Source organism: Bacillus sp. NP247 (assembly GCF_018966865.1).
Lineage (GTDB): Bacteria > Bacillota > Bacilli > Bacillales > Bacillaceae_G > Bacillus_A.
In genome coordinates, this window is record NZ_CP076653.1 from 465,605 (window position 1) to 487,014 (window position 21,410).

Genomic DNA, 21,410 nt, shown 5'->3' on the forward strand with positions numbered 1-21,410 from the left:
GTCACAATCATAAAAAAGAGACTCTTACATATGTAAAAATCTCTTCTAACAACATCACGGCTGTAAAGTTAATACTTCCCCTTCAATTCCATCTGTATTTAAAGTAGTCGTATGATACGTGCCATTCACCCAATCATCTATTTGGTCATGATACCAATCGCTTCTAAAATGCCCTGACTGTCCTGGCCCTACTATATGATAACCGTTTGACATATCTTTCGTATCAATAACGAATCGCCAAGAAGCTCCATGATTTACAATACCGTTATCTCCGTAACTTGCTGCTTGAACGGTAACTTGGCTTCCGCCAATTGGAACTGGTTTCTCACGATTAAATGCAAGTAGTGCTAATATACTAGATGATCTCGAAATTGGATGTGTAAAAGCAAGTTGATGGTAATCTCCCCACTTCCACTCCGCAACATCTGGTCCATATTCCTTCTGTAATTTCTTCATTACATTCTCATACGATGTATGCACAACTTTTGTGAAGCCTCCGTACTTCGTAAACCAAGCGCTATTTTCTCCTGCTACTTGTTTTCGAATCAATTCATCAACAACTTGTGACTTCCCTTCAAATAACTCCATCACATCTTTCGGTATTTCTTTTGAAAATAACGTATTCGAAATCTCTTTCATTAACAAATGAAAAATTAATGGTGCCGCTTCATCTTTACTATCGTAAAAATTCCACTTCGATAATTGTTTTACGCCTTCTTTCTCTACTTCATTTAAAGATGCTTTATTTAACTCTTTTAACAATATAGGAGTAAACTCTTTCCCATATAAATTTTTTTGATCCATCTGTAAATCTTCTAAATCTTTCACCGTATACTTTTCCTTCTCTTGTAAAAACTCTTGAATACGCATTTGCCTATATGGCTGCGCCCACGTATTACTAATATGGTACGGATAAGCGTCATCAACAATTTTATTATTTGCAGTTGAAATAAACCCTTGTTTTGGATTTATTACTTTCGGTAGCTGATCAAACGGAATATACCCTTCCCATTCATATTCGTCTGTCCATCCTGGCACTGGCAAACTACCATCACCTTTTTTACGCACTGGTATATTTCCATTCGCTTTATAAGCAATTGTGCCGTCGTTTGATGCAAACACAAAGTTTTGAGTTGGTGTATGAAAATCTTGAAGTGCAGTTTCAAACTCATTCCAATCTTTCGCTTTATTCATATTTAATACAGCCTTTAATTCAGCGGAAGGCTCTAAAGCAGTCCACCTTAAAGCGAATACTGTTTTCGTCTTCTCCTTACCCTTATCCGCAAATTCCGAAATAACTGGACCGTGCCTCGTAATTGTAACTTTATAAGGGATTGTTTTTCCGTCCTTCACTTTAATAGATTCATCAACAACAGCAGCCTTTTCCCATTTATCGTTATACAAAAATTCATTTTCATTATTAGGATTTCTCTTTTCAATATATAAATCTTGCACATCTGGACCTGTATTCGTAACACCCCATGCAATCTCTTTATTATGCCCTAGCATAACACCAGGAACACCCGCAAAAATAACTCCACTCACATTTACATCTTTCGTTTCTAACTTTGTTTGATACCATATAGAAGGTGTCGCAAGAGATAAATGAGGGTCGTCCGCTAAAATCGGCTTACCAGACGCACTCTTCTCACCGCTCACAACCCAGTTATTACTCCCATTAAACTCTGGTGGAATGATCGTCTTTGAAAAACTTTGTGCTACATTTACATTTGTATTTTTCAGTTCAGCTAGTAATCTAGGTGCATCTTTCAGATAGGCTGGAAATAGCTCATTCGCTTGCTCTTCCGGAAGATTTTTCAACGCCCAATATCGAAACGCTTGTCCGTGCCAATGTCCTCCTAAATCAAACGCCATATACTTTCCAATCGTTAAAGAGTCCACAATTGACCATTCAGCAGGTTCATAGCCTAATAAAGTAAACTCAACCGGCAATTTCTTTTCGGCCTTCGCTTCACGTATAAAAGTATTCACCCCATCAGCAAATGACTGCAGGGCATATTTCGCTTCTCCATCATATTGACTAACAGATGCTTCTGCCGCTCGCCGTAAACCGAGCGTTCGAAACAATTTATCTCGATCAACAGCTGCTTCCCCTACAACTTCACTTAACATACCAGAAGCTTGTCTTCTACTTAAATCCATTTGAAACAAACGATCTTGCGCTTGTACATACCCTTGCGAGAAATATAAATCATGCGCATTTTCCGCTTTAATATGTGGTACACCTTTACTATCTCGTTTCACCGCAACAGCATGTTGTAAATCCTCAAGTTTTATCGTTCCATCTATCTTTGGCATAGAACTCAACGTATATATGTTCAAAAAAATCATAGCGCAAATAAACAAAAAAAGAACGACACTACTAGACCAAATAAAAATCCTTTTTCCCCTATTTCGTTTCTTTTTTATGACGACTTCCATACAATCCCTCCTCTCTCAATCTATTCGCTTCTATTGTGAAAGAACCTTTTAGAAAAGAAGAAATCATTCCTTACTCATGCTATGGATCATACAAACTGAATACTTCTCTCTTACGCACTATTTCCTTTCCTTCATTGAAGCTTACTCGTCCTTTCTTACACCAATTCTTCAAAATCCCCTTTACATAAGCAAGTGTCCCCTTATTATTTTCAAACGCAATTTTAAGTGCCTCTAGTACTTTATCTCCTGAAACGCTTTGCATCCATTCCTTTAATTCCTTCGCGATATAATGGAGATAGACTACTAATGTTTTGTTCGTAAAATTTATAAACTTCACTATGCGGAGTGGCATCCTCTACTCTTTCTACCTCTTCCTTCTCTTGAATAATTACTTGTTGTGAATTACTATCAATCTCTTCCTCTGGCATACCAAAATACTGAAGTAATAACGGAATCTTGCATTCTTCTTCAAGACATTTATGCAAAAACTTATGTAGGAACTCTTTACTTTTCACCATTTTCAGCTCACGTAATACACATTTCTCTATGTTCGTATTAAAAATAGGATTATAGTGTAACCAATTTATAATGAATAACTCTTTCGTTTCCGCATCATATAAAATCTTCCCGTATTCCACAAACCGGTTCAATAACTTCTCAACAGTCTCCATACTGTAACCAGTTTCAAGCTCTGCCAAACGCTTCGGTAATATGTAAATACCACATTGCTTCGTTTTCGTACCAGTTAACAAATATATATAAAAATAACGCTCCTCTGGCGTTAAATCTAAAATAAATTCATCTTGCCAAAAGTTCACCTGCACATTACGGTACACCGCCATATGTTTCCCACCTCCTTTTATTCATAAAAAGGTAAATTGCAATCCTTCAATATACATATAGGGATGAGGGCTTTGTTTTTGCATTTGAATTCCAATTTTTTTTAACTACTACAACGACGGTTTTATTTTTTCTTTTTCTTTTTCTTTTTCTTAGTGATTTATTACTTGGTAGGTGCTTATAAGGGGCTTTGAAGGGGCTTATATAGTGTTTTCATTCCTCTCTTATCCGATGCCTAATTACAAATGTCTCCAGCAATCTTCATATATTGCAGACAACCATTATGATTCACCTGCTCATATTTACACGAAAATAAAAAGCACTTGTTGCCTTCGTAGACAATTCAGTGCTTAAAGTTAAAAGTTTATAAATAAAAGTGTCTATAATCGACATAGTTGATTGAAATACGATTCTGTTACATTTATTTTAGTAACGATAATATGATACATACCGAATTATCTACAACTGAACGTTCTGGACGAGATTTCATTAACACTGTTAATCCGATTAATGAAGTGACTAGCGTTTGTGCCAATGCTTTAGCATTCACATCACTTTGCAGTTCTCCTGACTGAATTCCTTTAGTAATTAATTCTTGAAATATAACTGAAAGATACATTTGATGTTCTCTAGTCAGCACTTCAAATTTTTCATTATGAGGGGCAATCTCAACCATTGTGTTAATACAAAAACAGCCTTTATTTGATTCTTTTTTATATTCCTCTTCCACCATATTTTCAAAAAATGTACGAATGGCCTTTTTTACAGATTGTTCTTTTTGAAGTTTTGTTCGAATACTAGCCGCGTGTATATTTGTGTATCTCCGTAATGCAGCTTCAAACAGCCCTTCTTTATCACCAAATGCCGCATATAAACTCGGTCTTTGTATTTCCATTTTAGCAGTTAGATCACTTAATGAAGTAGCAGCGTATCCTTTCTCCCAAAAAAGTTGCATAGCAGCATCCAAAGCTTTTTCTTTATCAAATTCACGTAGTCGGGCCATTTAATCCCTCCTCTTTTTTCACCTGTTTTCTAAATTATAAATCACGTTTTTATGTACTAATCAGTATATTATATATCGTATTAAATTATAAATGATATGTCAAAAGAAACTGAATTTAATTTACAATTCACTTGACATAGCAAATTATCCCTGATTATATTTGACTTACGAAATAACATACCGTTCGATACATTATTTTAAAAACAAAAGGAGATGATATTATGGATGCTAAAGAAAAAATGACAACTGCTCTTACACAGAATAATGATCAGTTCCAATCACCTATCAATACAATCATGCCCCGCTATATAACTCTATTATTTTCAATAGCTTGCGGGATGGCTGTGGCGAATATATACTTCGCTCATCCTCTACTTGATTCTTTATCAAATGCGTTTAAGATCAACCATTCAACTATTGGTGTCGTTATTACGATTACTCAAGTTTGTTATGCACTCGGATTACTTTTATTAGTTCCACTTGGTGATTTGTTAAACCAAAAAAGACTTATCATTGTTCAAATGCTTTTATCCGTTTTCGCTTTAATTGTGGTCGGAGTCGCTCCTTCCAGTACCGTACTTTTTATAGGTATGGCCTTAGTCGGAATTCTTGCGACTGTTACGCAGACACTCGTCGCATACGCATCCATTTTAGCTAACCCAAAAGACCGTGGGCGAATAGTAGGTTTCGTCACGAGCGGTGTCGTAATAGGAATTCTACTTGCTCGTACATTTGCCGGAACATTAACAGATTTAGCGGGATGGCGTTCCGTTTATCTTACCTCTGCTGTACTTATGCTCTTCGTAATTGGGTTGTTATATCGTAATTTACCTAATCTTGAACATAAAAAAACAGCTATGACCTATCGTAACTTATTACGTTCTGTTCTCTTATTATTTGTAGAAGAAAAGATCTTACGTATTCGCGGAATATTAGCATTGCTTATTTTTACTTCCTTCAGTATTTTATGGACTTCATTAGTTTTACCTCTAAGTGCTGCACCGTATAATCTATCACATACAGCTATCGGAGCATTTGGTCTTGCTGGAGTTGCTGGTGCATTAGCTGCCACTAAGGCCGGACAACTCGCTGATCGCGGATTCGGAGAAAGAACTACTGGCATAGCCTTATCCTTATTATTACTTTCATGGCTCCTAATTAAATTAATGAACCATTCTCTATTCCTACTAGTTATCGGTGTTATCCTTTTAGATTTAGCTGTGCAAGCTGTACATGTCACCAATCAAAGTATGCTTTTCACAGTGCGTCCAGAAGCGAGAAGTCGCCTCACTGCCAGTTACATGATTTTTTATTCTATCGGCAGTGCTACAGGCGCCATTCTTTCCACAAACATTTATGCAAGCTACGGATGGAACGGAGTTTGTATATTAGGTGCATCCGTTAGTGCTTGTGCTCTTTTATTCTGGACAATGACCTTACGACGATCATCACAACTAAAAGAAGAATAATTCATTTATATATTTTTTAATACGTATTTTTCTACAAGATTATAGAATACCATTTACTTTTTAAAATAAATCAACGGCATTTTCATATTAAAAATGCCGTTGATTCCAAATTTTATGTATGCGATTCGCCATTTCATGATAATAGATCATATACTAGCGAAATACATCTATTACAAACTACCTTTAACTTTTCCGACAATCTCGTTTATCGTATTTCGATCAAACTTATCACTAATTTCGTATGGCTTACGATCTCCTACTAATTGTACCCCTACGATGTCTTTGTGGTCCTTACCATATTGCACTTCAATAATAGATCCGCGCTCTATTTGTTTCCAAATGTAACCAGCTTCATCTTTATTATCTAAAATAATACAGTCCTCAATATTTTCATCAATCCCAATTAACTTGTTATCATCCATATATCCAACCTCGTATTGTAGACGTTCTTTCGCTTTTCCGCTTACTAATATACCTTTACTACCGTATGAGTAATCCGTATAATCCTTTTTCTCCGCTTGTACCGCTTTCGGCTCTTTTGCTTCAGTTTTTTCAGCAGTTCCACAACCTGCAATAAGACCGATTGGCATAACCACCGTTAATACTACTCTAGTAAATTTCTTTATCATTTGTAACCAACCTCGCATGTTTAAGTTTAAATTTCATTTATTACCTTATTAAACAATAACATGATACTAAGTAGACAGAACCAAAGATAACCTATTATTTACATACTCACACTTTAATTAAGGACTATGCCATTTAAACCTAGTCCCTACATAACTTTAACTTTGCTTCACATACTTAATTGTATTGAATGACGTCTCATTAAATAATCGTAAGTTTTCCCCATCATAATCTTGAACTTTATATGCTATTTTCTTTTTTTGAATTGTATCTTCTACACCGTCTACTAAACGTTTATTGAGATGTAAATAGATTGTAAAAGCTTCCTTATCATATTCCCAAGTTCCTTCAATATAATTCTTTTTATTTGGATACTCACCTTTACCATACGTTTCAAATGTCTTATCACCTTCTAGAATGAGTGACATATTGAAACCGTCTGTTCCTTTGAATCCCCAATTACCGATTAATTCCGTACCATCTTTCACATTCTTCATAACGTTATCCGTGTTAATTCCAGCTTTCTTATCTAACTCTTTCAAATCTTTCATAGATACTGTACCGTCACCGACTTTAATATCCCCTTCAAGATTTTTGAATGCTTTAAGCCAGTAAATATCTCCTTCTTTCACTAGCTTTTCGGATTTCTCGATTAACTCTTTATCAGTCTTATCACCTTTTTCTCTTTTTTCTTTTCGGGTGAATACTTCATTTATTAAAGAAAAAGACTCTCTAAAATAACTAATTGCTTTTTCAAAATCCTTTTGTTGATTTACATACTCTGCAGGGGGATCTATCGACTCGAATTTATCTAACATTTTATTTAATTCTTTCACACTATCTACTAGGTCTGATTTCTTTTTCTTACCGTCAAAAACCTCTCTTGTTATTTTATTATGCTCCGCAAACAACTTATCAAACTCTACCCCTAATTTATACACTTTATTAGGATAATCTTCCTTCGAAACTTTTTCTTTCTTACTATTAGACTTCGATTCTTTTACTTTAGACTCTTCCGTTTTCTCCTGTTTAGAAGTGTTCGTTTTCTCAGAAACTCCACAACCAAATAACAACATGACCGGAACTGCTACCCCTAGTAGTTTCTTTGCATTCATGACTGATTTCTCCTTCTACTTGAATAGATTACTCTTACTATACCCATCCTCTTTTTTTATCTTGTAATTAAAGTTACAATCGCAATAACTCCTAAAATCGGTCCCCAATATTCCATTTTTATAAAAAATAGTGAGTGCTTTTTGTTAAACATAACTTTTTCACCAGTTTCGGCATCTATATAAATTTTCCCATTTGGCTTATTAATATATTTTCCTAAATACCAAGACATAACCCCTGATATAATAAACATTACCGCCATTGGCCAACTATGTTCTTGAAAATATGTAGCGTCTCCCGTTATAGATTCAAAGAAAACCTTACCCAAAAGAGTATTAATAATTACAATAATTGCGACTAAAAAACCCCAACCTGACCAAATAATCATTTGTTTCTCCTCCTAAAACATACAACTTTGTATCTTATTTTAATTTGAACTACATACGATAACGCATAATGTTCCGAATATACAGACACCAAAAGCCAAACTTAATTCATAATCATGAATTAGATTCTAACTTTAATGTCCTAAATGCAAATGAACCAGAAATGATTTGTAAAATTACTGGAATAAACAAAAAGAATAATGACATAAATAACATAACTATAGGAACCACGATCATACAAACTCCATAAGCTTTATTATTAACCTTATTTACTAAACATGCTAAAACGAATAACCCTATTTGAACCGTTAAAACAATAGAATAATAAGCCAAAAGTTTGTAATCAAAACCTTCCATAACATTAATGGCTACAATTATTAAAATAATAGAAATTATAATTCCCAAAATACCACCAATTAAACCTAATACGAATTCAGGTGTTCTTTTCAATACAATCCCCCCTTCTATTAACCATTAACAATCTGTATATTTTTCCCATTCACCATCATACCAAATATTTATTGGGAAAACTATACATATTCATTTTTTATTCTTCCTTACCTTACTATGATTTTCTCACAACTATAGATAGCTTGTAGCAGTTACAAAATCAAAGCCTTCAAAATTACTAACGGCATTGTCATACTGAAAATTATAAATTAATACGATAGAATTATAGGATTTCTTTAATTTAACTTCTTCCTTAATTCGAGAAAGTATTTTATCATCATATGAGCATCCCGTTAACAACACAGAAATATCATCACTCGCTTCTTCTAACACTTCCTTTTCAATAAAATCCTCATCTACATCAATCATATCAATATTAAAATCAACAAAAAACCTTGCTGGTATAGAGTCTCCTTCTTCATCATATGTAACCTCCATATATACATCTAACTGATCTTGCGTTTCCATATTCCCTAACCATATTGAAACCATTCCATGTACTTCCATTAATAGCGTCCTCCACTATGAAAATATATTATACTTTCTCATTCAACTTACACTTTAAATATTCAGCAATTTTCATCTCTCCTCTTTCAACAGCAAACGTATAAGCGTCCATATCTTTCATATTATTACCAGAATATTTTATCGTTATATCTATACCATTCATAACTAGCAATTTAACGATTTCAAAATGACTGCTATGTATTGCAGCAAACAGAGGATTTCGATCCGGCTCACTAGTGTCTATTTCAACTTGGTGTTTAATGAGATCCTCTGCAATATGTAGATATCCTTTCGTAGCAGCTCTTTCAAGGGCATTTGTAGAAAAAGTCCCACCCTTTGCATGAATATTAATTCCTGAATTGATTAAGTAATCTATTATTTCTAACTGTCCATGCGCTGTCGCTACATGTAACCACGTACCAAATGGCATCACATATTCCAACATCTTCGGCTCTCTCTCAAGTAAATCTCTTAACGTGTTTAATTGACCACTCTTTATAGACTCTCTAATTCTTTTCGCAATTTGAATCTTATCCATTGTATTTCTCCTTTAATTCTTATCTTGTAGAATTAACTCTATAACTTATCAACTACTTTAAAACTCGTGATTTTTATAAAAACCATTTCTTCTTTCTATTCAGTTAAATAGGATTATTCGGAAATTCATTATCATACTTATTAATTAGCGCTTTAGCATTTTCATCAATTGGTACTTCGCCTAAGTATTTATGTTTCCAAATAATCATTTGATCACTAAAACTATATTCTGTATCGAACCAATTTGTATAATCAAAATGCATGTTAAATTTCCCACTATGTTCAAGAGACATCGTAAAGGAGTACCAAAGTTTTTGCTGATTATCTTTGAAAACATTTCTTAATTCCTTACTCAATTTATATAAAGAGTCTTCTTTCCTTTCAAATTCCTCTTCATCAACTTCGTATTTAAAAGGAATTCCCACACTATATTTATATTTTTCTTTACTTCTGAGGTTGTTATAGAAAAAGTATGTTCCCCCTCCAGTTTCTGATATTTGAGCATAAAAATAAAATTTCTCCCACTCTTCTGGAATCATTTCATTAACCGTTTCCGCTACCTCTCTATATAACCTATTCAGCTCTTTTTCCAATTAAATTCCCCCTATGTAATTTTTCCCGTCCAGTTTTTCTATATTATACCATTCTCCCGATTAGCTCTGGCTTCATTTCATTCAAAAATCAGACCGAATGTCGAGAAACTATAGAAAGTAAACATGCCTCTTGAATACAATTATTATTAAATTTGAGAAGTATGGAAGACTTAATACAAAATACAAACTAGATGATTACAATTAAAATTGTCTTTATATTAAGGAAGGAAGTGCACAGCTATGGATTTTAAAACAGTTATGTAAGAGCTTGAAGCCCTCGGTAAAGAACGAACGAAAAAAATATACATATCTAATGGTGCGCACGAGCCAGTTTTCGGCGTAGCTACGGGCGCTATGAAACCAATCGCTAAGAAAATAAAATTAAATCAAATCAAGAGTTAGCTGAGGAACTTTATTCCACAGGTAACTACGATACTATGTACTTTGCAGGCATTATCGCGGATCCAAAAGCTATGAATGAGTCAGATTTTGATCGCTGGATGGACGGGGCGTATTTTTATATGCTGTCTGATTATGTAGTAGCAATAACTTTATCAGAATCAAATATTGCACAAGACGTTGCTGATAAATGGATTGCAAGTGGGGACGAGCTTAGAATGTCTGCAGGCTGGAGTTGCTACTGTTGGCTTTTAGGAAATCGCAAAGACAATGAATTTTCCGAAAGCAAAATTTCCGATATGCTTGAAATGGTGAAAAATACAATTCATGATTCGCCAGAACGAACAAAATCCGCTATGAATAATTTTTTAAACACTGTGGCAATTTCATATGTACCACTACACGAAAAGGCAGTCGAGACTGCAAAAGAAGTTGGTATAGTTGAAGTAAAACGTGATAAGAAAAAAAGCAGTTTACTAAATGCTCACGAAAGTATTCAGAAAGAAGTTGATAGAGGAAGACTTGGTTTCAAACGTAAATATGTAAGATGTTAAAAGTATGAAGGTGTCAATCTAAGCAAGATTGACACCCTTTTTGTAGATATTAAAAGTTACGGGGAACCAATCATTCATTTCCCACTGTACATCTTATCCGTTAGAAACTTCTTCTTTCAATTTATATACCCTATCCCTTTTCTCATCATTTTTGATAAAAATAAGCTTCCCTTCCGTAACAAAACCCTCTAATATTAAGCATACTTGCCCATATGCTTTCGGCTTATTCGTAGTGAATCTTTCATCGGGTATTTTACCAGATCGTATTAATCGTTCGCATAGCTCAAGTGCACTTATTTCTTCAGAATTAAGTAATTCCAAAATAGCTTTTTGCAATGGCGATAACGGTACGGGTATCTCGGATACCTCCACCTTTTCTTTTTCTTCTTCAAATAAATCTTCAAATGAAATTTGATTCATTACATCTTTTCCTTTCTCACAATTGATTTAGATAACATGAACTGAATCCTATATGTACTGGAACTTTAAATATTATTTATTGTTATGTAGTACTTACCTTATTACATGAATTTCAAACTCATGTCCGTAATTCCATATAGTATGTTTCAATTATACCAAATATACGTTCTGTCTTCTATTGTAGAATTCGTTATAATAGAAATGAAAATAATAGTGAACATTTCCCTCCCTGTTAGTTGTATACACTATGTGAAAAAACAGAAAAAGTTTACATAATAAAATTATAGTGCTCTGTTAAATTTCTACGCTAAAACGTAAAAAAGCACTTGTTGCCTTTCATAGACAATCAAGTGCTTTAAGTTCATCTGTTTTTAAGTAGCATAAATTTGTAAGTTTTGTAGTAACAGTATGACACCTTTTGTATATCATGACAACTACTCGTTAAAACTTACGAGTTTGTACGAGTTCGTTAATTTAATATACATTCCATGTGTTTATATTCATTGCACAGTAAAATGTCATTTCGCCTAAGCTCGTACTTTGTTTTCTATTCTATCATTGCACATTGTACTCCATGATGGTACAACCATCATGGAGTACATATTTTCAAACACCCTATTATTTTTCTTTCCACTACAAATATACTTTATCTTTATTCATCTACATATACGTTTATGTGTGTTTATCTTCAACAGCATAATTATTATTATTTTCTTCGCTATTCAATACATAAAGTTGATAATGTATATTTCAATACCCTAATCTCTCTTAATCATTACCTAAAATTCTATCATCTAGCTTTTCTCTGTCTTCATCAATTTGTTCATATGAACTAATAAGGTTACTTATATAATCAATTTGAACCGCTCGATTATCTTGAAACAAATGTACAGTAGCCCCCTTACTTATTAAAGCCTCCATTGTTTTTTTGAAGTCTTTTAATTCATCTGTATCAAAATAATCACATTCTAGTACCACATTATTATCTTCTATATTTCTTTTAATATCTTGAATACTTGCTCCATTATTCTGTCTGATAATCGATACATACTTTAATTTATTTGAATCATCATCAATTTCCAGTCTCATCTTCACCATAAATTCTTACCTCCTTAAAAGTCTTTAATTGGTATTATTGGCTCACCTGGAATACTATTCCTCCAATTTCTTCCATACCATCCGTAAAAATGCTCACGAAAAGTTACTGGATAGATTATTTCTCCCTTATCAGCGAGATGCGGATATTTTGCAGCACTATAACTATGATGCCCTGCAATTGGTTTACCATCAAATTTAGGAGTTTTACCAGCAAGAATATCTTTTAACTGTTCTTGAGACTACTCTCGAGTAAGCGGTTCATTATTTAATATTCTTTGTTGTTCTTGGTACCAAAATTCTTTAACTCCTTTATCCCGTCTTTTAGCAAATTTCTTATTCCAGATGTAGTCTGCATACTCTTGTTTTGTAATAGTTCTATTATCAATTTTATCTCTTAATGCTTTCATTTTCTTAGAACTCATTTACTTTGTCGTAGTTGGATGCTGATTTAAATCTAATCCTTTTGTTCTCTTTGCTATAATATCTCTTGCTTCTTTTACATGAGGAACATCAGAGATTTTCTTACTACCTTTACCCGTACCCTTAGTAGGTACTTAAACACAAATTTAAAAAATCCACAGTGTAAAAGTTTATCACTGTGGATTCTTACATTTATTTTTCTTGGTAATGCACCATATCATAGGGGGGAGTATGAAGTATCTTTCAAAGTTGAGTCATCTAATTTTTAAATTTTTGCGATTGCTCCACTTTCAAAACTCCAGTAACCACTATAAATTTCATGTGCATCGTACCATGTTTCCGAATAAGTTTTCAAGAAACTTTCAATATAATAATTGGCTTTGAATTATCTCGACCGCTTTCTAGTTTAACATGCCCATCATTTGCTTTAGCCATTTCACTTTATTCTTTAAAAATCTTTCTCCTTCGCTCATAGAATCTAGTGAAATAGCACATACTATCTTAATTTTAATTTAGGTTGCTGTTTTAACAACTTCAATAATATCATGAAAATCTCGTGATAATTCTTCATTTCTACCATCTTTACACATGGAATATCCTTCCAACCCTCTATGGATAATAGCAAACATAGTAGGATGGAAATTTTTATCTGTGGAATTAATAAGAAACTGGCTAAATTGAACAGCAGACTCTAAAGAATAATTTAGTTTTTCGTTTAAAATCTGAATCATAGCACCTTGTATGTCAACAGGTTTAATATTTTTTTCGTGTCCTAATCCATTAAACATTCCAAAAAGGTATGCACCTAAGATTTGCTTTTCTTGTTCATCATTGATGTCTATTTTAAAAACCTTATATATGGTAGTGTTTATAATATTCATACATTCACTAAGGAAATCTTTATTTTCTTCCAAAAAAATTCACTCCTTATCATATAACTTTTATATTTCCTTTAGGATATTCTCCAGTCCACCCACATGGAATATAACCATTTATATATATTTCGTATAAACAATTATAAAATTCAGACTCGCATACTAAAGAATAACTTTTATATAGTGCGATATTCATTATATCAAATAAAATTTGACTTTTCATGTTTTCTAAAAGTTGTCCTTCACTAATCAGAACAGACAATTTTTTATCAACAATGGGAATAATTTCTTTTTTTATATCCATCGCTAAATTATTCCAATTTTTATTATACATTTCTTTATAATTCTTTGATAAATGTGAAGTAACATCTCCTATTCTATCTAAACAAAGGTTCTCCCACTTTAATTGATTAATACTTTTACTAGCCAATTTTAAAGTTGGTACTATCTCAAAATCAATTTCTAATTTCCTAGTGTGTGATAAAAAATCAATTCTACATAAAGACTTCACGACTTCATTTTCTAATCTCACTTTACTTCCTCCATCAAGGTTTTGGTTTTGGTTTAGGTAAATTAATTCTCCCCGGTATTCTAGGTACGAAATCATCAGCCAAAAGACCAGCATTTATTTGTTGCTTGATCGCTTCTGAAACTGCTTTGTTTGCTTGTGTTTCTGATAACCCTGCATTAATTAAAGAATCTCTCAATGTATTGTTATAGTCTGTTAAATTAGGTTTAAGCCCTGCTAGATCTCCATTTTTCCTGTAAACATTCCAAAAATCTTCTAAACTTTTATGAGCATTGTAATGGGGGCTATCTATATCTTTAAATATATTTCCTTCCAATTTTACAGAAAGTCCGTCATTTCTTGGAATATAGTCTCTAAAAGCAGCATCTTGATTCAAATGATGTGCTTGACCTGAAATTTCTTTATTTTTCCTCAGATTTTTGTATGAATCAACTAAGATATCATCGAATTCATTAGCCCCACTGGCTCCCTTACCAACATCACCCGTACCCTATGTTGTAATCTTAAACCCTCACAATAAAAAAACAAACCATGTCCTTATTAAACTACTTCTTTTTCTTCTACTACCGGCAATTCATAAACTGTTTTATATTTCATCATGCCATATACAATGTTTACAAGCCTTCTCATAATACATACCAATGCTTGTCCTTTTGTTTTCCCCTCTTTAAGTTTCTTTTGATAATATGCATGAAACACTGGGTTTCTAGGTAACTTACTTCCTTTCGCTACTTGCACTTGTTGTACAGCTAAATTATAAAATAAAGCGTGTAACGCCCTGTTTCCTTGTTTGCTTTTATGTACCTTACCTTTCCCACCAGAACCAAAGTAAACAGGTGCAATCCCCGCAAATCGTGCTAATTTATTGGCATTTAGAAATCGTCTTATATCCCCAATTTCTGCAATTAATGCTGATGCCGTCACAAGTTCTATTCCCGGCATCGTCTCTAATTGATAATCTAGTAGATTTACTAGCTGTTTTAATTCTCTTTCGATGTATTTCATTTCTTTCTTTTTAAACTCAATCTCCCGTACAATACTTCTTACTAAAAAGTTTCGCATTTCTTGATACTCTTTCATTGTTTGTCCATCTTCTTTCACAAGCCTTAATATTTCACTTGCTTTCTTTACTGAACATGTATTGTTACTAACATCTAATAAAAAAGCTGTTAATCGCTTTATATTCGTCCCCTCTAAACAAGAGGGTGACGGATATTGCTCCCAAAATGCTAATGCTGTTTTTCCATCTAACTCTGAGAAAAACTTTTTATAACTTGGATAATGGTGGTTTAATTGAATATGTAATTGGTTCTTTAATGCACTTTGTGCTTTTACTAATGCATTCCGTCTTGAAACCAGTTGTTGTATTGACCATAATAAATCGTTTGGCTTTGCATCTGGTAATTGATTAAATTTGTTTATCAATATGCGTGCTACACATTCCGCATCCCAACTATCATTTTTTTGTATCATCACTTGACTTTTTCGTTCTAAAAATGATAAAGCTGGATTTACTTCTTTTACTACCTGTTCGTGATCTACTAAATATTTCGCTAATGCTCTTCCATAGCCGCCAACATCTTCCAAACCAAATACAACTGATATACCATCACTCACATATGTCTCTACTTCTAATAAAAACTTCGAAAATGCAGATGGTTTATTATCAAATTGTATTTCTCCTAGTTTCTCTTGCCAACAATTAATTATAACAGCCGTATGATGCTCCTTATGTAAATCTACTCCTACATACAAATAGTTCTGCCTATTATGCATAACTCATCCCTCTATTCAATGATTTAGTCATATATAAAAATGTCGGCAACCTTAGTTCGAGCGTTCATCTTTCGATGCGCATAGGTACGCAAGCCTATCCATTTTTCATAACTCTAGTAGTATGTATAGTAAAATGAGCTAATTTTTTAAGTGAATTTATAAAATAATTGCTGCATGTTGTCCTTTTGTTTGTATTTTCCCGTATTTATACATGCCACGATAAAAATTCTCTCTATCTAACATGCGTTTCACTTGTACTTTCGTAAATTGTTTACCTTTCGCTGTGCAGTAGCCTTCCACATTCAATTGTTCTGCCAATTGCGTAAGTGACCAATGTTTAAAAAAGTGTCGTAATTCAAATAGTCTACGTACAACTACTGCTTTCTCACCATCTACTTCTAACACCTTTTGTCCTTTTGTTGCCTTGTAGCCAAACAATACACCACCACCTGCATATCCACCTTGTTCAGCCTTCTTCTTTCTACCTCTACTTAGCTTCAATGCAATTTCAAGTCGTTGGTATTGGTCTAATAGCTCTAACATGCCATTCACCAAAAAGTCATTTGGCTCATGTGTGTAAATACTATAGCTTGATTGTTCAATTGCCTTCACATCTACTTCGTGTTTCTTTAGTTCTCGTTGTATCAATACTTTCGCCATATCAGAACGCCACAATCGTGATGTATTCAACACAACAACATAGCTTACTTGTTTATACACCATATCCGACAATAGCTCTTGTAGTCCATCCCGTTCAACTGTTAATCCCTCTTCATCAACAGTCGCTCCGCTTAATCCTCTATCTTCATACACATGAAGTAATTCTAAATTATTTTCGTTACAGTAACGTTCAATCTCTTCTACTTGATACGCTAAACTATACCCATCACGTACTTGTCCTTCCGTTGAAACTCGTACGTAACCAACTACTTTCTCTCCCATCATAAATCCCCTCCCGTTACAGTGATTTGAGTCCCTGTAACGTTTATCCGTTTTTTTGCGGATAACGTGTTCGTAACGTAAATCCGTTAAAACGTACTTTACGATGACTTCAAAACATAATACAACCCTTTATTTTTACAATAGTTTTTTCTCTAGTAGTGTCGTACACTGTACAAAGCCACTACAGTTTATAAAATTTAACACTTAATACATTTATAAAATTATACGTTTACCAACTTATTTCTACGCTAAAATGCAAAAAAGCACTTGTTGCCATAATTGACAATCAAGCGCTTTAAGTTCATCTGTTTTTAAGTAGCTTTAATTTATAAGTTTTATAATAATAGTATGACACCTTATATATATCGTGACAAATATTAATTTAAAACTAACGAACTTGTACGAGTTCGTTAATTTTATGTCTCTTCCATGCGTTTATATTCATCTTTCGTTAAAATGTCATCTCGCCTAAGCTCGTACCTCGTTTTCTTATTCTATCATTGTACGTAATACTCCATGATGGTACAACCATCATGGGTCTCTACTTTTAAACCACTTATTGTTTTTCTTTCCACTACAAATATACTTTATTTTTTATCTGGTGAATATACAATCATTCTCCCTTCTGGATATTCACCTTCCCATCCACAAGGCCATCCCCCAAGCTTATAAACCTCAAAGATTCTTTCATAAAAATTATCAACTTTTCCATTTACTAAACGATTTAGTGCACACATATGTAAATCTCCAATTATTTCTTCAAAAATATCAATATATTGTAATACAAAATCACCTGGATAGTTCTCGGATGATTGAATAATCTCCCTTATAGGACGCTCCATAGAGTTTAAATCATGCTCATATAATTGTCCTATTATTTCCCCACCTTCTGAGGATTTAATATCTTCCCAAACGTTTTCAACCTCATCCAAATCTTGAGACCATGCCAATTCTTGTGCTCTTTCATACTCATTAACCATAACAACATCACGATTTAGAAGGTTTTCATTATGAAAAAGTTGTAAATTTGTAATAAAATTAATAACCTCTTCGACTAATTGAGTGTTTTTTCCGTACTTCATTTATTTATCCACCTTTCCCAAAGTTCTTCAGTAGCGCCGCCACCTCTTTGCCAAATCTTTATTTCTTCATTTAATTTTGTCTTGTAAAACTTCTCAATACCAATTTCTAATACCTTTGATTTGTATAATGGCAAGCCACTTTCTGTACCTTTTTTTAATTTTTGTTGCAATTCAAATACTTGTTGTTCCAACTCCTTAATACTTTGATTGATATTTAATTTATCTAAATGATCTTTAACCACATTATTATATACACTATGAAATCCTCTATGCCTAGACAAAGCACTTGGATCTTTTGCTGGTATCGGTAAAAATATCCCGTTATCAGCATGATCCATATCCATTCCAATTTTCTTTAATACCGGATGATTTCTTAAGTTTTTAGGTATTATATGTTGCGCCTGATATCCTTTCCGTGATGCAGAACGTGGAAGCCCCATGGATTCCAATAAATTTTGCCCTAATTTTGTAGAACTACCTCCTGTAACCTTTCCAGGGGTACCTGGAATAAGTCTAGTAGCTTCACCCGTACCCTATGTTGTAATCTTAAACCCTCACAATAAAAAAACAAACCATGTAAACCTTATTAAACTACTTCTTTTTCTTCCACTACCGGCAATTCATAAGCTGTTTTATATTTCATCATGCCATATACAATGTTTACAAGTCTTCTCATAATACATACCAATGCTTGTCCTTTGGTTTTGCCCTCTTTAAGCTTCTTTTGATAGTATGCATGAAACACTGGGTTTCTAGGTAACTTACTTCCTTTCGCTACTTGCACTTGCTGTACAGCTAAATTATAAAATAAAGCGTGTAACGCCCTGTTTCCTTGTTTGCTTTTATGTGTCTTACCTTTCCCACCAGAACCAAAGTAAACAGGCGCAATCCCCGCAAATCGTGCTAATTTATTGGCATTTAGAAATCGTCTTATATCTCCTATCTCAGCTATTAATGCTGATGCCGTCACAAGTTCTATTCCCGGCATCGTCTCTAATTGATAATCTAGTAGATTTACTAGCTGTTTTAATTCTCTTTCGATGTATTTCATTTCCTTCTTTTTAAACTCAATCTCCCGTACAATACTTCTTACTAAAAAGTTTCGCATTTCTTGATACTCTTTCATTGTTTGTCCATCTTCTTTTACAAGTTTTAATATGTCGCTTGCTTTCTTTACTGAACATGTATTGTTGCTAACATCTAATAAAAAAGCTGTTAATTGCTTTATATTCGCCCTCTCTAAACAAGAGGGTGACGGATATTGCTGCCAAAACGCTAATGCTGTTTTCCCATCTAATTCTGAGAAAAACTTTTTATAACTTGGATAATGATGGTTTAATTGAATATGTAGTTGGTTCTTTAACGCACTTTGTGCTTTTACTAATGCATTCCTTCTTGATACTAGTTGTTGTATCGACCAAAATAAATCGTTTGGCTTTGCATCTGGCAATTGATTAAATTTGTTTACCAGTATGCGTGCTACACATTCCGCATCCCAACTATCATTTTTTTGTATCATCACTTGGCTTTTTCGTTCTAAAAATGATAAAGCCGGATTTACTTCTTTCACTATTTGTTCATGATCTACTAAATATTTCGCTAACGCTCTTCCATAACCACCAACATCCTCTAAACCAAATACAACAGTTATCCCATCACACACATATGTCTCTACTTCTAATAAAAACTTCGAAAATGCAGATGGTTTATTATCAAATTTTATTTCTCCTAATTTCTCTTGCCAACAATTAATAATAACAGCCGTATGATGCTCCTTATGTAAATCTACTCCTACATACAAATAGTTCTGCCTATTATGCATAACTCATCCCTCTATTCAATGATTTAGTCATATATAAAAATGTCGGCAACCTTAGTTCGAGCGTTCATCTTCCGATGCGCATAGGTACGCAAGCCTATCCATTTTCATAATTTCATAAGTACATATAGTAAAATGAGCGATTTTTTTAAGTAAGACTGTTATATAATTGCTGGATGTTTCCCATTTGTTTGTATTTGCCCGTATGTATATACCCCTCGATAAAAGTTCTCTCGGTCTAACATGCGTTTCACTTGTACTTTCGTAAACCGCTTCCCTTTCTGTGTACAATAGCCTTCCATATTCAGTCTTTCTGCCAATTGAGTAAGTGACCAATGCTTAAAAAAGTGTCGTAGCTCAAATAGTCTACGTACAACGATTGCTTTATTAGTATCCACTTCTAACACTTTTTGTCCTTTATTTGCCCTGTAACCAAACATCACACCGCCACCTGCATATCCACCTTGTTCTGCTTTCTTCTTTCTGCCTCGACTTAGTTTTAATGCAATTTCAAGACGTTGATATTGATCTAATAGTTCTAACATGCCATTTACTAAAAAGTCATTAGGGCCATGTGCATATATACTATAATTCGGTTGTTCAATTGCTTTCACATCAACCGCATGTTTCTTTAGCTCTCGTTGTATTAACACTTTTGCCATATCAGAGCGCCATAACCGAGATGTATTGAGTACTATCACGTGCTTCACTTGTTGATATGCCATATCTGACAATAGTTCTTGTAAGCTTTCACGTTCAACTGTTAATCCATCTTCATCTACTGTCGCTCCGCTAATTCCTTTATCTTCGTATATGTGAAGCAGTTGTAGTTTATTTTCAGTGCAGTACCGTTCGATTTCTTCAACTTGATACGTTAAGCTATAACCTTCACGCACTTGTCCTTCTGTTGAAACTCGTACATAACCAACAACTTTCCCTTCCATATCAAACTCCCTCCCGTTACAGCAATTACAATCCCTGTAACGTTTACCCGTTTTTTGCGGCTAACTTGTGCGTAATATGCATCCGTTACAACACACTGTACGATGACTTCAAAAAATAACACAACCCTTTATTTTTCCTCTACTATCGTCATACACTGTACATAGCCATTACAATCTATAAAACAACAATAAAAATTTAACACTTAATGCATTTATAAAATTATAGTACTCTTTTAAATTTCTACGCTAAAACACAAAAAAGCACTTGTTGCCTTTAATTGACAATCAAGTGCTTTAAGTTCATGTGTTTTTAAGTAGCATTAAATTTGTAAGTTTTATGGCGACAGTATGACACCTTTGATATGTCGTGACAACTACTACGTTAAAAATTACGAGTTTGTACGAGTTCGTTAGTTTTATGTCCATTCCATGTCTTTGTATTCGTCGCACAGTAAAATGTCATCTCGCCTAAGCTCGTATTTCGTTTTCTATTCTATCATTGCACATAGTACTCCATGATGGTACAACCATCATGGAGTGCGTACTTCAAAATGACCTTTTCTTTTTTTGTACACTTCAACTATA

The 21,410-nt window shown here is 33.7% G+C and carries 22 protein-coding genes and 3 pseudogenes; 2 read left to right on the plus strand and 23 right to left on the minus strand.

What is annotated here, in order from left to right; all coding sequences use genetic code 11:
• Positions 1-54: 54 nt before the first annotated feature.
• From KPL75_RS02495 to KPL75_RS02505, 3 genes and pseudogenes are all read right to left on the minus strand, one after another.
• Complete coding sequence (locus KPL75_RS02495) at positions 55-2,442, minus strand: penicillin acylase family protein (RefSeq protein ID WP_219919274.1); 2,388 nt, start codon at positions 2,440-2,442, stop codon at positions 55-57.
• A 79-nt stretch (positions 2,443-2,521) separates the two neighbouring features.
• Positions 2,522-3,284 (minus strand): annotated as a pseudogene (locus KPL75_RS02500) (DnaD domain-containing protein).
• A gap of 419 nt (positions 3,285-3,703) precedes the next feature.
• A complete protein-coding gene (locus KPL75_RS02505) occupies positions 3,704-4,285 on the minus strand; it encodes a TetR/AcrR family transcriptional regulator (RefSeq protein ID WP_219919275.1) in 582 nt (193 codons plus the stop codon).
• 221 nt (positions 4,286-4,506) lie between these two features.
• Between KPL75_RS02505 and KPL75_RS02510 the strand changes: the two genes are divergently transcribed.
• On the plus strand, positions 4,507-5,754 hold the full coding sequence (locus KPL75_RS02510) for an MFS transporter (RefSeq protein WP_219919276.1): 1,248 nt from the start codon (positions 4,507-4,509) through the stop codon (positions 5,752-5,754).
• Between the two features lie 170 nt (positions 5,755-5,924).
• On the opposite strand, the gene KPL75_RS02515 is transcribed toward KPL75_RS02510, so the two are convergent.
• The 7 genes from KPL75_RS02515 to KPL75_RS02545 all read right to left on the minus strand — a co-directional run bounded on the left by KPL75_RS02515 (position 5,925) and on the right by KPL75_RS02545 (position 9,967).
• Complete coding sequence (locus KPL75_RS02515; protein ID WP_219919277.1) at positions 5,925-6,383, minus strand: hypothetical protein; 459 nt, start codon at positions 6,381-6,383, stop codon at positions 5,925-5,927.
• Positions 6,384-6,539: 156 nt separating this feature from the next.
• Entirely contained in the window at positions 6,540-7,496 is a 957-nt protein-coding gene (locus KPL75_RS02520; RefSeq protein ID WP_219919278.1) for a DUF3994 domain-containing protein, read from the minus strand.
• A gap of 56 nt (positions 7,497-7,552) precedes the next feature.
• The gene (locus tag KPL75_RS02525; protein WP_070128748.1) at positions 7,553-7,882 is read right to left on the minus strand and encodes a hypothetical protein; all 330 of its coding nucleotides are present in this window, start codon (positions 7,880-7,882) and stop codon (positions 7,553-7,555) included.
• Between the two features lie 112 nt (positions 7,883-7,994).
• Positions 7,995-8,330 (minus strand): DUF4064 domain-containing protein, encoded by a 336-nt coding sequence (locus KPL75_RS02530; protein WP_219919279.1) that lies wholly within the window; start codon positions 8,328-8,330, stop codon positions 7,995-7,997.
• A 132-nt stretch (positions 8,331-8,462) separates the two neighbouring features.
• The gene (locus KPL75_RS02535) at positions 8,463-8,837 is read right to left on the minus strand and encodes an immunity 22 family protein (protein ID WP_002199929.1); all 375 of its coding nucleotides are present in this window, start codon (positions 8,835-8,837) and stop codon (positions 8,463-8,465) included.
• Between the two features lie 28 nt (positions 8,838-8,865).
• On the minus strand, positions 8,866-9,375 hold the full coding sequence (locus KPL75_RS02540) for an ankyrin repeat domain-containing protein (RefSeq protein WP_219919280.1): 510 nt from the start codon (positions 9,373-9,375) through the stop codon (positions 8,866-8,868).
• 103 nt (positions 9,376-9,478) lie between these two features.
• Positions 9,479-9,967, minus strand: coding sequence for an antitoxin YezG family protein (locus KPL75_RS02545; protein ID WP_219919281.1), 489 nt, complete (start codon positions 9,965-9,967; stop codon positions 9,479-9,481).
• A gap of 300 nt (positions 9,968-10,267) precedes the next feature.
• Here KPL75_RS02545 and KPL75_RS02550 point away from each other — a divergent pair.
• Positions 10,268-10,920, plus strand: a pseudogene (locus KPL75_RS02550) (DNA alkylation repair protein).
• 93 nt (positions 10,921-11,013) lie between these two features.
• Here the strand turns inward: KPL75_RS02550 and KPL75_RS02555 are convergent.
• From KPL75_RS02555 to KPL75_RS02615, 13 genes and pseudogenes are all read right to left on the minus strand, one after another.
• A complete protein-coding gene (locus tag KPL75_RS02555; protein ID WP_219919282.1) occupies positions 11,014-11,340 on the minus strand; it encodes a DUF3895 domain-containing protein in 327 nt (108 codons plus the stop codon).
• Between the two features lie 768 nt (positions 11,341-12,108).
• Positions 12,109-12,438 carry a hypothetical protein gene (locus KPL75_RS02560; RefSeq protein ID WP_219919283.1) on the minus strand — a complete coding sequence of 110 codons (330 nt, stop codon included), beginning with the start codon at positions 12,436-12,438 and terminating at the stop codon, positions 12,109-12,111.
• Between the two features lie 239 nt (positions 12,439-12,677).
• Positions 12,678-12,845 carry a hypothetical protein gene (locus KPL75_RS02565; RefSeq protein WP_219919284.1) on the minus strand — a complete coding sequence of 56 codons (168 nt, stop codon included), beginning with the start codon at positions 12,843-12,845 and terminating at the stop codon, positions 12,678-12,680.
• 205 nt (positions 12,846-13,050) lie between these two features.
• A pseudogene (locus KPL75_RS02570) lies at positions 13,051-13,204 on the minus strand (PoNe immunity protein domain-containing protein); the annotation flags it as partial.
• A 166-nt stretch (positions 13,205-13,370) separates the two neighbouring features.
• Complete coding sequence (gene imm48 / locus KPL75_RS02575; RefSeq protein WP_219919285.1) at positions 13,371-13,772, minus strand: Imm48 family immunity protein; 402 nt, start codon at positions 13,770-13,772, stop codon at positions 13,371-13,373.
• A 16-nt stretch (positions 13,773-13,788) separates the two neighbouring features.
• Positions 13,789-14,265, minus strand: coding sequence for a hypothetical protein (locus KPL75_RS02580; protein WP_002128144.1), 477 nt, complete (start codon positions 14,263-14,265; stop codon positions 13,789-13,791).
• 13 nt (positions 14,266-14,278) lie between these two features.
• Positions 14,279-14,638 (minus strand): type IV secretion protein Rhs, encoded by a 360-nt coding sequence (locus tag KPL75_RS02585; RefSeq protein ID WP_258237005.1) that lies wholly within the window; start codon positions 14,636-14,638, stop codon positions 14,279-14,281.
• 164 nt (positions 14,639-14,802) lie between these two features.
• A complete protein-coding gene (locus KPL75_RS02590) occupies positions 14,803-16,038 on the minus strand; it encodes an IS110 family RNA-guided transposase (RefSeq protein ID WP_219919286.1) in 1,236 nt (411 codons plus the stop codon).
• Between the two features lie 156 nt (positions 16,039-16,194).
• Positions 16,195-16,980: a recombinase family protein gene (locus KPL75_RS02595; RefSeq protein WP_219919287.1), complete on the minus strand. Its 786-nt coding sequence runs from the start codon at positions 16,978-16,980 to the stop codon at positions 16,195-16,197.
• 587 nt (positions 16,981-17,567) lie between these two features.
• Positions 17,568-18,062, minus strand: a complete 495-nt coding sequence (locus tag KPL75_RS02600) for a cytoplasmic protein (protein WP_219919288.1) — start codon at positions 18,060-18,062, stop codon at positions 17,568-17,570.
• Positions 18,059-18,571, minus strand: coding sequence for an AHH domain-containing protein (locus KPL75_RS02605; RefSeq protein ID WP_219921054.1), 513 nt, complete (start codon positions 18,569-18,571; stop codon positions 18,059-18,061). Before KPL75_RS02605 ends, KPL75_RS02600 begins: the two co-directional genes overlap by 4 nt.
• A 77-nt stretch (positions 18,572-18,648) precedes the next feature.
• Positions 18,649-19,884: an IS110 family RNA-guided transposase gene (locus KPL75_RS02610; RefSeq protein ID WP_219919289.1), complete on the minus strand. Its 1,236-nt coding sequence runs from the start codon at positions 19,882-19,884 to the stop codon at positions 18,649-18,651.
• Positions 19,885-20,042: 158 nt separating this feature from the next.
• A complete protein-coding gene (locus tag KPL75_RS02615; protein ID WP_219919290.1) occupies positions 20,043-20,825 on the minus strand; it encodes a recombinase family protein in 783 nt (260 codons plus the stop codon).
• Between the last annotated feature and the right edge of the window lie 585 nt (positions 20,826-21,410).

Bases quoted from the DNA above. Each gene is read 5' to 3' on its own strand.
- KPL75_RS02495 (WP_219919274.1), bottom strand. From the start codon at position 2,442: ATGGAAGTCGTCATAAAAAAGAAACGAAATAGGGGAAAAAGGATTTTT.
- KPL75_RS02505 (WP_219919275.1), bottom strand. From the start codon at position 4,285: ATGGCCCGACTACGTGAATTTGATAAAGAAAAAGCTTTGGATGCTGCT.
- KPL75_RS02510 (WP_219919276.1), top strand. From the start codon at position 4,507: ATGGATGCTAAAGAAAAAATGACAACTGCTCTTACACAGAATAATGAT.
- KPL75_RS02515 (WP_219919277.1), bottom strand. From the start codon at position 6,383: ATGATAAAGAAATTTACTAGAGTAGTATTAACGGTGGTTATGCCAATC.
- KPL75_RS02520 (WP_219919278.1), bottom strand. From the start codon at position 7,496: ATGAATGCAAAGAAACTACTAGGGGTAGCAGTTCCGGTCATGTTGTTA.
- KPL75_RS02525 (WP_070128748.1), bottom strand. From the start codon at position 7,882: ATGATTATTTGGTCAGGTTGGGGTTTTTTAGTCGCAATTATTGTAATT.
- KPL75_RS02535 (WP_002199929.1), bottom strand. From the start codon at position 8,837: ATGGAAGTACATGGAATGGTTTCAATATGGTTAGGGAATATGGAAACG.
- KPL75_RS02540 (WP_219919280.1), bottom strand. From the start codon at position 9,375: ATGGATAAGATTCAAATTGCGAAAAGAATTAGAGAGTCTATAAAGAGT.
- KPL75_RS02555 (WP_219919282.1), bottom strand. From the start codon at position 11,340: ATGAATCAAATTTCATTTGAAGATTTATTTGAAGAAGAAAAAGAAAAG.
- KPL75_RS02560 (WP_219919283.1), bottom strand. From the start codon at position 12,438: ATGGTGAAGATGAGACTGGAAATTGATGATGATTCAAATAAATTAAAG.
- KPL75_RS02565 (WP_219919284.1), bottom strand. From the start codon at position 12,845: ATGAAAGCATTAAGAGATAAAATTGATAATAGAACTATTACAAAACAA.
- KPL75_RS02590 (WP_219919286.1), bottom strand. From the start codon at position 16,038: ATGCATAATAGGCAGAACTATTTGTATGTAGGAGTAGATTTACATAAG.
- KPL75_RS02595 (WP_219919287.1), bottom strand. From the start codon at position 16,980: ATGGGAGAGAAAGTAGTTGGTTACGTACGAGTTTCAACGGAAGGACAA.
- KPL75_RS02600 (WP_219919288.1), bottom strand. From the start codon at position 18,062: ATGAAGTACGGAAAAAACACTCAATTAGTCGAAGAGGTTATTAATTTT.
- KPL75_RS02610 (WP_219919289.1), bottom strand. From the start codon at position 19,884: ATGCATAATAGGCAGAACTATTTGTATGTAGGAGTAGATTTACATAAG.
- KPL75_RS02615 (WP_219919290.1), bottom strand. From the start codon at position 20,825: ATGGAAGGGAAAGTTGTTGGTTATGTACGAGTTTCAACAGAAGGACAA.